Here is a 12970-nt window from a genome sequence, read left to right as displayed (position 1 = left end):
ACTTTCGTTCCATAGTGCCCCCGACACTGGCCGGAGCGCTATCAACGCCCGCACATCAGGGTCGGTTTCAGATCGCTTCTCCATTAGTTGCGGGCCTTAATGGCAATTCATTAAATCCGGAGTTGCTTCATTATTCCTGCGGGCATTGCGCCCCTGGAAAAAATGCCCCAATGAAACGAATGCAGACGTCTCCCCAGAGAGCTCTACATGAATCAAGACAAAGACCCACGCGCTTCATCGTTACTCCCTCTCATTCCCCTTTTGATGTTGTGTGGCGCTATCGTCGCAAGTTTTATCGCCTCCAGCGGCCCGGTCCAGTGGCGGGATAACGGCATGTTTCTGGTCGATGCCAGCCAGGGTCAGTACTTCAGCCAGTCTCTCGGGCCGGTGGATCATCCGTTCTATCAATTCGTCACGACATTGTTCTTCCAGTTGTTCGGCCCGCAAGCGCTAAGCCTGCTCAACTCGATGCTCTTGCTGCCACTGGCATGGCTCATCTACCAATTGGCCGGGAGTGCAGGCGCCACGCCACGACAGGCCGTGCTCGCCGCCGTGGTGACAGTACTGTCCCATGCGGTGTTCTGGGTCTCGACCAAGGCCGATGTCTATCTGTTGCACACGCTGTTCGTCTTGTTGGCCTATTGGATGCAACTCCGTGCAGAGCCGCATCTGGGCGAACTGAAAAAGCTGCTTGTCATCGGCCTGCTGACCGGGCTTGGTGCCGCCACTCACCAACTGACGTTTGTGGTGCTGCTGCCGCTGTATATCCAGTTGTTGTACCAGCACAAGCTACGGATTCTGATGACCCTGCCCGGCTTCATCGCGGGTATCGCAGTCGCATTGCCAGCCATCGCTCACGACCTGCAGAGCGCGATGAGCCTGCCGGAGATTGGCCGCCGCTACCTCACGGGTTCGTCCGCCATCCTGACCGACGTCAACCGGGAAGGCAGCCTGCTGCGCTTCGACATCATGTGGTACGAGAAAAAGTCGGTGGGCCTGCTGTTGCTCTCTTTGCTGGGGCCGCAACTGGTGGGGTTGCTCATCTTTCCTCGCGCCCCTCGGCTGCGCCTGCTGTGGAGCGCAGCATTTCTGAACATGGTGTTTGCGGCTTCGTATAACGTGACTGATCGCTTTGTCTTCTTCCTGCCGGGCGTGGCGCTATTGAGCATCCTCGGGGTGATCCAGCTTCAGGCGATAGTGGCACGCACCCGCATGGGCAATGCCTTGCTGAGCCTTTCGGCGCTGACCTCACCCATCGCGATCCTGTCTGTCTATTCGCTCTACAACAGCGGCCTGATCCGCTTGCCGACGCACATCGAAGCGCTGCCATTTCGCGACGACATTCATTACTTCATGGCACCTTATCTGCCGGACCGGTCCGCCGAACGCTTCGTGCAGGCTTATGAAGCGTCGGTGCCCGAAGGCGCGCTGATCATTGCCGACCCTGAGCCCATGGGTGCCATGCGCTCGGCACAGACTCTCGGGCTGCTACGCGGCCGAAAACTGGCGATGTGCAGTGAGCCCGCGCAAATCCAGACCTACCTCGACAGTGCCGGGGCGTACCTGGCACGCCTGAGCTACTGCACCCTGATCGCCGGGCAATACAGACTGGAAAGCTGGACGCCGGGGTATGCACTGCATATGAAATGAGATCGCGCCGCCAGAAACAGACCTCACCAAAAAACGCTTGCACATAAAGTATTACGGTATACCATCAGACAAACAAGCTTTCCCACACTGCTTGATCTACATCACCCCAAAGCATTGCGGTATACCAAAAAAATATCGGCTCCGCCCTCTTGGGGCGCCACGATTGAACCGAGGTGAGTGTCATGAAATTTTCGTTGTTCGTGCACATGGAACGCTGGGATGAGCAAGTCAGTCATCATCAGCTTTTCGAGGACCTGACCGAACTGACGCTGCTGGCCGAAAAAGGCGGATTCAGCACCGTCTGGATCGGCGAACACCATGCAATGGAATACACCATTTCTCCAAGCCCGATGCCGCTGCTGGCCTATCTCGCCGCCAGAACCAGCACCATCCATCTGGGTGCAGGCACCATCATTGCTCCGTTCTGGCATCCGTTGCGGGTAGCAGGCGAATGCGCGTTGCTGGATGTCATCAGCAATGGCCGCATGGAAGTAGGCCTGGCCCGTGGCGCCTATCAGGTCGAATTCGATCGCATGGCCGGTGGCATGCCTGCATCGGAGGGTGGCAAGGCCTTGCGCGAGATGGTTCCGGTGGTCAAGGCCCTGTGGCAAGGCGACTATGCTCACGACGGCGATATCTGGAAATTCCCCACCTCCACCAGCGTGCCAAAACCGATCAAGACGCCACCGATGTGGATAGCGGCCCGTGACCCGGACTCCCACAACTTTGCGGTACAGAATGGCTGCAACGTGATGGTCACGCCGCTGATGAAAGGTGATGAAGAAGTCCTGGACCTGAAGAACAAGTTCCAGGCCGCGCTGGACAACAACCCAAGCGTCCCTCGCCCACAACTGATGGTCCTGCGCCACACCCACGTCCACACTGCTGACGAGCCCGAAGGCTGGAAAGTCGGTGCGACCGCGATCTCGAAGTTCTACCGCACTTTCGATGCCTGGTTCGGCAACAAGCAGACACCGGTCAATGGTTTCCTGGCGCCAAGCCCGGAAGAGAAATTCAAGGAACGCCCGGAGTTCGAGCTGGAAAACATCCGCAAGAACACCATGATCGGCACCCCGGAAGAAATCATCCCGCGCATCCGTTACTACCAGGAACTGGGTGTCGACGAGTTCAGCTTCTGGTGTGACAACAGCCTGTCGCACGCCGAGAAGAAGAAATCGCTGGAACTGTTCATCAAGCATGTAGTGCCAGCGTTTCGCTGAAGGCATCGCGGCCAAGGCCCCTCCCACGGTCAATGTGGGGGGCCTTGGCCGCGACAAGGTTTCACTCAATGGTTATAGGCACGCTCATTGTGCTCGGCCAGATCCAGCCCCATCTCTTCCACCGATTCATGAGCACGCAAGCCGATCAGGGCGTTGACGAGCTTGAGAATGCCCCAACTGACCACGAAGCAATAAACCGTGGTGAACAGCACGCCCTTGATCTGCGCGATGACCTGAGCGCCCATGCTCACATCCGGCACCAGGCCGCCCATCGAAGGGACACAGAACACGCCGGTCAGCACCGCACCGATCATGCCGCCAACACCGTGCAGGCCAAATACATCAAGGCTGTCGTCATAGCCCAGACGCTTCTTCAGGACCGTCACGCTCAGGTAGCAGAACACACCGCACAACAAGCCGATTGCAAGGGCTCCGCCAACACCGACATAGGCACAAGCCGGAGTAATCCCCACCAGACCGGCCAAGGCACCGCTGGCCAGGCCCAGTGCGCTGGGCTTGCCGACCTTGAACCACTCGGTAAACATCCAGCCCAGAATACCGGCGCAAGCGCCTACCTGAGTGTTGAGCATGACGATGCCCGACGTACCGCTCAAACCGCCACCCGAACCGATATTGAAGCCGAACCAGCCAACCCAGAGCATCGCCGCACCGGCCATGGTCAGGCTCAGGTTGTGCGCGGGCATCGGTGTGTTCTGATAGCCCTTGCGCTTGCCCAGCACCAGGCAGGCTGCCAGTGCTGCAACTCCGGCATTGATATGCACGGCGGTGCCGCCCGCGAAATCCAGCACGCCCCAGTTATGCATCAAGGCCCCCGCTCCGCCCCAGACCATATGTGCCACCGGCGCGTAGACCAGGGTGAACCAGATCGCCATGAACAGCAGCGCTGCCGAGAATTTCATGCGCTCGGCAAAGGCACCTGCAATCAGCGCCGGAGTAATGATTGCGAAGGTCATCTGGAAGGTCACGAATACCCCTTCAGGAATCTCGCCCACCAGACTGTCCGGCGTCATACCCGCCAGGAAAACGCGGCTCAAGCCGCCGACAAAGCTGTTGAAGGTCACTTCACCTTCAACCATGTTGCTGGTATCGACCACCATGCTGTAGCCATAGATGATCCACAACACACCGACCACGCCAGCGATACCGAAACACTGGGTAAACAACGAAAGCATGTTCTTGGCCCGTACCAACCCGCCATAGAACAGCGCAAGGCCAGGAAGACACATGAACAACACCAGTACGGCGGCAGTGATCATCCAGGCGGTACTGCCGGTATTGAGAACAGGGGTTTCGGCCGCCTGGGCCAGAGGAGAGAAAGCGCCGACTGCAAGTAAAGCCAGAAGGGATTTGCCGATAGGACGGTTAACCATTATCAAAGCTCCTGCAAAGGAATGGAAAGTGTCTGGCAGAAAGCAGAGTGGCTTGAAACGGCGGGCCTTTGCGGCCTCTTTATAGCCTCGTAGGAGCGAATTAAATCGCGAAAATGTTCGCGAATGAATACGCTCCTACGGGGGAGATCAGTACTGCGAGCCCGGAATCCAGCTGGTGCCCGCCAATGGCACGCGAGCCATGGCCGCCGACTCCACCGTCAGCGCCACCAGATCCTCGGGATCAAGGTTATGCAGGTGCGATTTGCCGCAGGCGCGGGCCATGGTCTGGGCTTCCAGCACCAATACACGCAAGTAGTTTGCCAGGCGACGCCCGCCCTCGACCGGATCCAGACGTCTGGACAGCTCCGGGTCCTGAGTGGTGATGCCTGCCGGGTCGCGGCCGTTCTGCCAGTCGTCGTAGAAACCGGCTGCAGAGCCGATCTTCTTCAACTCCTCGTCCAGACGCGGATGGTTGTCGCCCAGTGCAATCAGCGCCGCCGTGCCGATGGCCACCGCATCTGCGCCCAGCGCCATGGCCTTGGCCACATCGGCACCATTGCGAATGCCGCCGGAAACGATCAGTTGCACCTTGCGATGCATGCCCATTTCCTGCAAAGCCTGAACGGCCTGAGGAATGGCAGGCAGAATCGGAATCCCCACATGTTCAATGAACACTTCCTGAGTCGCTGCCGTACCACCTTGCATCCCGTCGAGCACGATCACATCGGCACCGGCCTTGACCGCCAGCTTGACGTCGTAATACGGACGGCTCGCGCCGATCTTCACGTAGATCGGTTTTTCCCAGTCTGTGATCTCGCGGATCTCGGCAATCTTGATCGCCAGGTCGTCCGGGCCGGTCCAGTCCGGGTGACGACAGGCAGAACGCTGATCGACGCCCACCGGCAAGGTACGCATGCCCGCCACACGCTCCGTGACTTTCATGCCCAGCAGCATGCCGCCACCACCCGGTTTAGCGCCCTGCCCCAGCACGATTTCGATGGCATCGGCCTTGCGCAGGTCATCGGGGTTCATGCCATAGCGCGATGGCAGGTATTGATAGACCAGGTGCTGGGACTGGCCGCGCTCTTCCGGGGTCATGCCGCCGTCACCAGTGGTGGTGCTGGTGCCAGCGATGGTCGCGCCGCGCCCCAGTGCTTCCTTGGCATTGGCCGACAAGGCACCAAAGCTCATGCCTGCGATGGTCACCGGAATCTTCAGATGAATCGGCTTCTTGGCGAAGCGGTTGCCGAGGATCACGTCAGTGCCGCACTTCTCGCGGTAGCCTTCCAGCGGATAGCGGGAAACACTGGCGCCGAGCAGCAGCAGATCATCGAAATGCGGAAGCTTGCGCTTGGTGCCGCCGCCGCGAATATCGTAGATGCCGGTTTCCGCGGCACGCTGGATTTCCTGGATGGTCAGGCGGTCGAAGGTCGCGGACTCGCGCAGGACTGGAGTTGGTTTGTCACTCATGATGATGCTCCTGGATCAGTACGCGGAGGCGTTATCGACTTTGAAGTTGTAGAGCTGACGGGCTGACCCGTAGCGTTTGAAATCCGAGGCCTTTTCATTGAAGCCCGCACGATTGAGCAGCTCCTGCAACTCTTCCAGATGCTCCGGGCGCATCTCTTTCTCGATGCAGTCGGAACCCAGGGACTCCACGCTGCCTTTGACGAAAATCTTCGTTTCGTACAACGAGTCGCCCAGCGCATCGCCTGCGTCGCCACACACCACCAGCCGACCGGCCTGGCCCATGAAGCAGCTCATATGACCGATGCTGCCGCCGACCACGATGTCGATGCCCTTCATGGAAATGCCGCAGCGGGCACCCGCATCGCCTTCGATGACCAGCATGCCGCCATGCGCAGTAGCGCCCGCAGCCTGGGAAGCACTGCCTTTGACCCGCACCGAACCGGACATCATGTTCTCGGCGCACCCCACACCGACATTGCCGTGTACCGTGATAGAAGCCTTCTGGTTCATGCCTGCGCAGTAGTAACCGGCGTGCCCCTGAATATCGATGGAAACCGCTTCATTCACGCCAACGGCCAGGTTGTGCGCGCCATTGGGATGAGTGACCACCCACTCGCGGTCTTCCAGTTGCTGGACCTGATCGTGCAGGGCCTGATTGAGATCACGCACGGTGGCGTTGGAAAGATCGATGGTTTTCATGTGCGTGCTCCTTAAGCCGATTCGCGTTCCCAGATGTACATGGTGGCGGGAACAGGTTCCCAGACCTTGGCCTTCTCGATCCCCGGCAGGCTCGACAGCGCCTGATATTCCGAAGCCATCGCGACGTAATCATCGGTCTCGGCGAGAATCGCCGGCTTGCAGGCAATCGGGTCGCGAATCACGGCAAAGCCGTTGCGGGTGCCGATAGCAAAGGTGAAGAAGCCATCCAGTGCTTCCAGCGAGCTGTCCAGCGCGGTCTTCAGGGAGTCGCCCTGCTGAAGGCGCCAGGCCAGATAACCGGCGGCGACTTCCGTGTCGTTCTCGGTGTCGAAGTTGATCCCTTCGCGGCGCAGTTCCTGACGCAGACGAAAGTGGTTGGAGAGCGAGCCGTTGTGTACCAGGCACAGGTCGGCGCCGGTGGAAAAAGGGTGGCTGCCTTCCATGGTCACGGCGCTTTCAGTGGCCATGCGCGTGTGGCCAATGATGTGACTGCCTTTCATGTTGCCCAGGCCAAAACGCTCGGAAATCTCTTTCGGCAAGCCCATGCCCTTGAGGATTTCGATGCTCTTGCCCGCGCTCATGATGCGCACGGTCGGTGCCAGCTCACCCAGAGCCGCACGCACAACGGCTTCTTCAGCCTGGATCTTCAGCACCACGGCGCTCGCATTCTGGAACCAGTCCAGTGACGCGCCGAGCTTGCCTTCCAGCGCCGCGATCAGCGCCTTGAAATCGTACCCTTCGGTGGTGGCCTGCAAGGTCAGCTTGACCCAGCCATCGGTCACTTCATCCCCATAAATGGCAAACCCGGCGCTGTCAGGGCCACGGTCCGTCATGGCTTCGAGCATGGGCTCGAAGAGTTTGCCAAGCTGGGATTCCAGCGCAGGGTTTTTCAGGTATAAACCAACAATTCCGCACATTGGGGCAGTCTCACTTCGCGAGGAAAGCTGCAAGCCATAAGCTGCAAGCTGTCCGGGTTAATTGAAAATCCTGTGTCCGCCGCCGACTGCTTTTACTTGCAGCTTGCAGCTAAAAACTTGCAGCTGAATTCAAAAAAATTCCGTATACCGCTTCACTTCCCAATCGCTGACGTGGCGGCTGTATTCCACCCATTCCATGCGCTTGAGCTTGATGAATTCACCGACGATTTCGTTGCCCAGCACTTCGGCGAACAATGGGTCGGCCTCCAGTGCATCGCAGGCTTCCTTGAGGGATTGCGGCAGGGTCTTGATGCCTCGTGCCGCGATTTCTTCCAGGCTCAGCTTGTAGAGGTTTTCATTGCAGACCTGGTCGACTTCCAGCTTGCGGTCGATGCCGTCCAGGCCTGCTGCGATGATTGCGGCACTGACCAGATACGGGTTGCAACCGGCGTCCGGCAGGCGGAATTCGAGGCGGCCATAAGGCACTCGCACCATGGCCGAGCGGTTGTTGGCGCCAAAGGCGATAAAAGCCGGAGCCCAGGTCGCGCCGGACAGCGAGTTCCCCACCACCAGCCGCTTGTAGGAGTTGACCGTCGGCGCCGCGAAGGCACACAAGGCCGGGCCGTGGGCCAGCAGTCCAGCGGCGAAGTGGTAAGCCATCTTCGACAGGCCCATGCCGCTCGGGTCGCTGGCGTCATGGAACATGTTCTTGTTGGTGGCGCTGCTGATCGACAGGTGGAAATGCATGCCGTTACCGGCGCGCTTGGGATCAGGCTTTGGCATGAATGAGCAGATCATGCCCATGTCATTGGCGATCTCGCCGGCCGCCATGCGGAAGAAAGTGAAGCGGTCCGCCGACTCCATCGCATCGCTGTAGGTGTAATTGATCTCGAACTGGCCGTTGGCGTCTTCGTGGTCGATCTGGTAGATGTCGAAACCCACTGGTTGCAACGCTTCGGTCAAGCGCTCAAGAAACTCCCGGGAACGTGACAGGCCTTTGTAGTCGTAGCACGGCTTGTCGAGGCTATCGCTGGTGTCCACCAGTTGCAGGCTGCCCGTGGCATCGCGCTTGAACAGGCTGAACTCGGGCTCCAGGCCAGTATTGAGGGTCCAGCCGCGCTGGCTGAGGCGCTCGACCTGTTGTTGCAGCACGTAACGACTGTCATAAGGCCACGGCTTGCCTTCGACATGACCGATGCACACCACCCGGCCATAGCCCGGCTGCCAGGGCACCGGCGTCAGCGAGGAGAGATCGCCCTTGGCCATGAAATCCGGGCCATGGGGTTCCATGCCCATGCCACAGATGGCGAAACCGGCAAAACCGGCGCCATCTTCGGCCACCATTTCCAGGCCCGACACCGGCACCGATTTGGTCTTGGAGGAGCCATGGATATCAACGAACTGAGCCAGCACGTACTTGATACCGTGCTCCTCGATCAGACGCTGTGTTTCTGTTGGCAACATGAGACTTGTCTCCTGGCGAAAGCAAAACGTTGAGGTGAGGACGTTGTTTCGCTTCCTGCCGGAATCGTTATTCCAAGCAGGAAACTTAATTTCCCAACAGGAATGCAAAGCCCTTGCCAGCTTGGTATACCAAAAGTCGAATTCAGCCAAAGGCGGAATTTCCGCTGTATATATGGGAAACTCGTTTTCCTTGAGGGAATAAACCGACGCACGCCACTGCGCGGACAGGGATCTCGCACATTCATGGTGCGAAATAAAAATTATTGAGCGGAAACCGTGCAAAGCCGATGAATATGCCGAACGAACCCCAACCCAAGCTGAAGCTTGAGCAATACCTGGGTATCCAGATCAAACGCCAGCGTCAGGCCCAGGAATTGAAACTGGCCGACGTGGCCCGTATCGCCGGGATCAGCCAAGGCATGCTGAGCAAGATCGAGAATGCTCAGGTTTCCACCAGCCTGGATAACCTCAGCCGCCTGTGCGACGTGCTGGGCATGCCCATGTCCAAGTTGTTCAGCCAGTACGACCAGCAAGGCAGCAGCGCGCTGTTGGTCAAGGCCGATGAAGGGCTGGAAGTGGTGAGGCGCGGCACCGAGAAAGGCCACACCTATCACCTGCTCAACCACACACGCGGGCCGAAGAAGAGCTTCGAGGCCTACATGGTGACCATGGACGATGCCAGCGAAGAGTTCCCGACCTTCTCCCACCCCGGCACTGAATTCCTGCATCTGCTGGAAGGCGAGTTGATCTATCGCCATGGCAACCAGCTCTACCGGATGGAAGCCGGGGACAGCCTGACCTTCGATGGCGAGATTCCTCACGGGCCGGAGCAGCTGGTGCAGGTGCCGATTCGCCTGCTGTCGATCATGAACTATGGTGCGCAGGGCGAGTGAGCTAGCGGTCATGCCTTTTCGCGAATGAATTCGCTCCTGCGCAGGCCAGGTAGGAGCGAATTCATTCGCGAAAGCTCCAAGCAAAAAAATTCCCACCAGTAAAAAAAGTTTCCAGAAATCTCTGGACGCTACAGATTCTTTCGCCTATAAAACGCCATCTGTGAATATTTAATTCCCAGCAGGAATTTTTATTCATCCGCAAAAATAATTTTCACCCCCGAATCTTTCGCTCTGCGCTGAGCTGCCGCCACTTTCCAGAGGACAAGCCATGCAACACGAAAAGAACCATTTCATCCTCAAGATCAGTTGTCCGGCGACTTCCGGGATTGTCGCGGCGGTGACCTCTTATCTGGCTGACAACAAGTGCTACATCGGTGAAATGGCCCAGTTCGATGACGAGTTCAGCGGCAAATTCTTCATGCGTGCGGTGTTTCGCTTCAACGATGGCCATCAGGGCGATATCCAGCAACTCAAGGCTGGCTTCGATGCCGTCGCCAGTGACTTCTCCATGCAATGGGAGCTGCATGACACCCGGCAGCCCATGCGCGTGCTGCTGATGGTCAGCAAGTTCGACCACTGCCTGACCGACCTTCTGTACCGCTATCACAAGGGCGAGATGGACATGACCATCACCGCCATCGTTTCCAACCATCTGGACCTGCGCCCGATGGCCGAGCGTGAAGGCATTCGTTTCATTTACCTGCCGGTCACCAAGGAAACCAAGGCCCAGCAGGAAGCGGCGCTGATGAAAGTGGTCGATGAAACCGGCACCGAACTGGTGGTGCTCGCCCGCTATATGCAGATTCTCTCCGATGACCTGTGCCAGCAACTTTCAGGCCGGGCGATCAATATCCATCACTCCTTCCTGCCCGGTTTCAAGGGCGCCAAGCCTTATCACCAGGCCTATGAGCGTGGCGTGAAGCTGATCGGCGCGACCGCGCACTACGTCACCAGCGACCTGGACGAAGGGCCGATCATCGAGCAGGAAGTGCAGCGTGTGGATCACGTCTATCTGCCTGACGATCTTGTGGCCGCTGGCCGTAACAACGAGACCATTGCGCTGTCCAGGGCGGTGAAATACCACCTGGAGCATCGTGTGTTCCTCAACACGGACAGAACGGTGATCTTCCGGTGAACACTTCAAAACTGATTGATGGCAAGGCTGCGGCCGGTCGCGTGCTGCAACAGGTAAAAGCCGATGTCCAGCGCCTCAGGGCCGAGGGTATCGAACCTGCACTGGCGGTGATTCTGGTGGGTGAAGACCCGGCCAGTCAGGTCTATGTTCGCAACAAGATCCTGCGCGCCGAGGAAGCCGGCATTCATTCGCTGGAGTACCGACTGTCTGCGGACAGCTCCCAGGCCCGCTTGCTGGCGCTGATCAGCGAATTGAATGCAGACCCGAAGGTCAACGGCATCCTGCTGCAACTGCCACTGCCGCCCCATATCGAAGAAACCCTGGCCTTGGAGGCCATCGACCCGTGCAAGGACGTGGACGGTTTTCACAGTGAAAACGTCGGCGGTCTGAGCCAGGGCCGCGATGTGCTGACACCCTGCACGCCCAGTGGCTGCATGCAGTTGCTGGAGGACACCTGCGGTGATCTCACTGGCAAGCATGCGGTGGTGATCGGCCGCTCCAATATCGTCGGCAAACCCATGGCCGCCCTGCTGCTCAAGGCTCACTGCTCGGTGACTGTCGTGCATTCGCGCAGTGCCGACGCCAAGGCCCTGTGTCAACTGGCCGATATCGTGGTCGCGGCTGTCGGTCGCCCGCGCATGATCGATGCCGGTTGGCTCAAGCCCGGCGCAGTGGTGATCGATGTCGGTATCAATCGTATCCAGGACAACGACCGCAGCCGTCTGGTCGGCGATGTGGATTTCGACAGCGCGCTGTCCCGCGTTTCGGCCATCACCCCGGTACCCGGTGGCGTCGGCCCCATGACCATTGCCTTTCTCATGAAAAACACCGTGACCGCTGCCCGTCAGCAGGCCCAAGCGCAACGTAGCCAATCGGAGGCCGTATGCCTTTCAATCTATTGAAGTACGGGCTCAGCTCGGAGTATCCGGTCGAAGTGGACCTGCCCGCTCCCAAGGAACTCAAACCCTCCTATGACGTGGTGATCATCGGCGGTGGCGGCCATGCCCTGTCCACGGCCTATTACCTGTCGAAGTACCACGGCATCACCAATATCGCCGTGCTGGAAAAAGGCTATCTGGGCGGCGGCAATACCGCGCGCAATACGGCAGTGATCCGCTCCAATTACCTCACCAGCGAAGGCGTGCGTTTTTACGCCGAATCGGTGCGGATGTTTGAAGGGCTGTCCAACGAGTTCGACTTCAACATCATGTATTCCCATCGCGGGCAACTGACCCTGGCCCATACCGACGCAACGGTGCGTTCGTTCCGCCAGCGGGCCGAGGTCAACAAGCACTTCGGTGGCCGTACCGAGATGATCGACCGCCAGCAGATCCGCGAACTGGTGCCTTCCCTGAACCTCGATCCGGGCCATCTGCCGGTGATCGCCGGTCTGTGGCACATCGACGGCGCCACCGCCCGGCATGACGCTGTGGCCTGGGGCTATGCCAAACAGGCCGCCAAGCGCGGTGTGGAAATCCATCAGCTCACCGAGGTTCAGGATCTGGTCATCGAAAACGGCACCATCACGGCGGTGAAGACCAACCGTGGCACCGTCAAATGTGGCTGCGCGGTGCAGGCAGTTGCGGGCATGAGTTCGCAATTGATGAAGAAAGCCGGGATTCGCTCGCCGATCCAGACCTTCCCGTTGCAAGCCATGGTGACCCAGCCGTTCAAGCCGTTTCTCGATCCGCTGGTGAGTTCGTCGGCCCTGCATTGCTATGTGCAGCAGACCAGCCGCGGCGAAGTGGTGTTTGGCGGCGGCTCCGATCCCTACCCGCTATTCAACACCCGCTCCACGCTGGACCTGAAGGAAAGCCTGCTGGCACACGCCATCGAGATGTTCCCGTTCCTGGCCAACGCCAAGTTGATGCGCCAATGGGCCGGGATCACCGACATGACCCCGGATTACAGCCCGATCATGGGGCTTTCACCGGTGAAGAATTACTACCTGGATGCAGGCTGGGGCACCTGGGGTTTCAAGGCCACCCCCATCTGCGGCAAGACCATGGCCGAGCTGGTAGCCAGTGGCGGCAAGGTGCCGGACCTGATCAAACCCTTTGGCCTGGAGCGCTTCTCGACCTTCCGGCAAGTCAACGAAATGGGCGCGACAGCGGCCAGCCACTGACGGAGA

11 protein-coding genes are annotated in these 12970 nt (G+C 58.9%); 6 read left to right on the top strand and 5 right to left on the bottom strand.

The features are described from left to right. The first annotated feature begins 207 nt into the window (after positions 1-207). Together ACODS3_RS13420 and ACODS3_RS13415 are read left to right on the top strand one after the other, a co-directional pair. Positions 208-1650: a glycosyltransferase family 39 protein gene (locus ACODS3_RS13420; protein WP_489034705.1), complete on the top strand. Its 1443-nt coding sequence runs from the start codon at positions 208-210 to the stop codon at positions 1648-1650. A gap of 182 nt (positions 1651-1832) precedes the next feature. Beyond that, the gene (locus ACODS3_RS13415) at positions 1833-2870 is read left to right on the top strand and encodes an LLM class flavin-dependent oxidoreductase (RefSeq protein ID WP_201019200.1); all 1038 of its coding nucleotides are present in this window, start codon (positions 1833-1835) and stop codon (positions 2868-2870) included. A gap of 65 nt (positions 2871-2935) precedes the next feature. Here the strand turns inward: ACODS3_RS13415 and ACODS3_RS13410 are convergent, their stop codons facing one another. From ACODS3_RS13410 to glnT, 5 genes are all read right to left on the bottom strand, one after another. Then, the gene (locus ACODS3_RS13410; protein ID WP_304575068.1) at positions 2936-4261 is read right to left on the bottom strand and encodes an ammonium transporter; all 1326 of its coding nucleotides are present in this window, start codon (positions 4259-4261) and stop codon (positions 2936-2938) included. A gap of 147 nt (positions 4262-4408) precedes the next feature. Beyond that, positions 4409-5731: an FMN-binding glutamate synthase family protein gene (locus ACODS3_RS13405; protein WP_489034702.1), complete on the bottom strand. Its 1323-nt coding sequence runs from the start codon at positions 5729-5731 to the stop codon at positions 4409-4411. Positions 5732-5746: 15 nt separating this feature from the next. Beyond that, positions 5747-6430 (bottom strand): protein glxC, encoded by a 684-nt coding sequence (locus tag ACODS3_RS13400; RefSeq protein WP_489034700.1) that lies wholly within the window; start codon positions 6428-6430, stop codon positions 5747-5749. Between the two features lie 11 nt (positions 6431-6441). After that, positions 6442-7347, bottom strand: a complete 906-nt coding sequence (locus ACODS3_RS13395; RefSeq protein WP_198723726.1) for a class II glutamine amidotransferase — start codon at positions 7345-7347, stop codon at positions 6442-6444. A 129-nt stretch (positions 7348-7476) separates the two neighbouring features. After that, complete coding sequence (gene glnT, locus ACODS3_RS13390) at positions 7477-8811, bottom strand: type III glutamate--ammonia ligase (RefSeq protein WP_201019196.1); 1335 nt, start codon at positions 8809-8811, stop codon at positions 7477-7479. 287 nt (positions 8812-9098) lie between these two features. Here glnT and ACODS3_RS13385 point away from each other — a divergent pair, with 287 nt between their 5' ends. The 4 genes from ACODS3_RS13385 (at position 9099) to ACODS3_RS13370 (ending at position 12964) form a co-directional block, all read left to right on the top strand. Then, positions 9099-9704 (top strand): helix-turn-helix domain-containing protein, encoded by a 606-nt coding sequence (locus ACODS3_RS13385; RefSeq protein ID WP_201019195.1) that lies wholly within the window; start codon positions 9099-9101, stop codon positions 9702-9704. A 268-nt stretch (positions 9705-9972) separates the two neighbouring features. Further along, positions 9973-10839 (top strand): formyltetrahydrofolate deformylase, encoded by an 867-nt coding sequence (purU, locus tag ACODS3_RS13380; protein ID WP_201019194.1) that lies wholly within the window; start codon positions 9973-9975, stop codon positions 10837-10839. After that, entirely contained in the window at positions 10836-11741 is a 906-nt protein-coding gene (gene folD, locus ACODS3_RS13375; RefSeq protein WP_304575071.1) for a bifunctional methylenetetrahydrofolate dehydrogenase/methenyltetrahydrofolate cyclohydrolase FolD, read from the top strand. Before purU ends, folD begins: the two co-directional genes overlap by 4 nt. Beyond that, positions 11723-12964 carry an FAD-dependent oxidoreductase gene (locus ACODS3_RS13370; RefSeq protein ID WP_489034696.1) on the top strand — a complete coding sequence of 414 codons (1242 nt, stop codon included), beginning with the start codon at positions 11723-11725 and terminating at the stop codon, positions 12962-12964. The genes folD and ACODS3_RS13370 overlap by 19 nt, the downstream gene beginning before the upstream one ends. Positions 12965-12970 lie beyond the last annotated feature (6 nt).

The organism is Pseudomonas sp. FG43 (assembly GCF_057809175.1).
The sequence above is the reverse complement of the archived record's forward strand: the minus strand, read 5'-3'. Positions and strand labels throughout refer to the sequence as shown.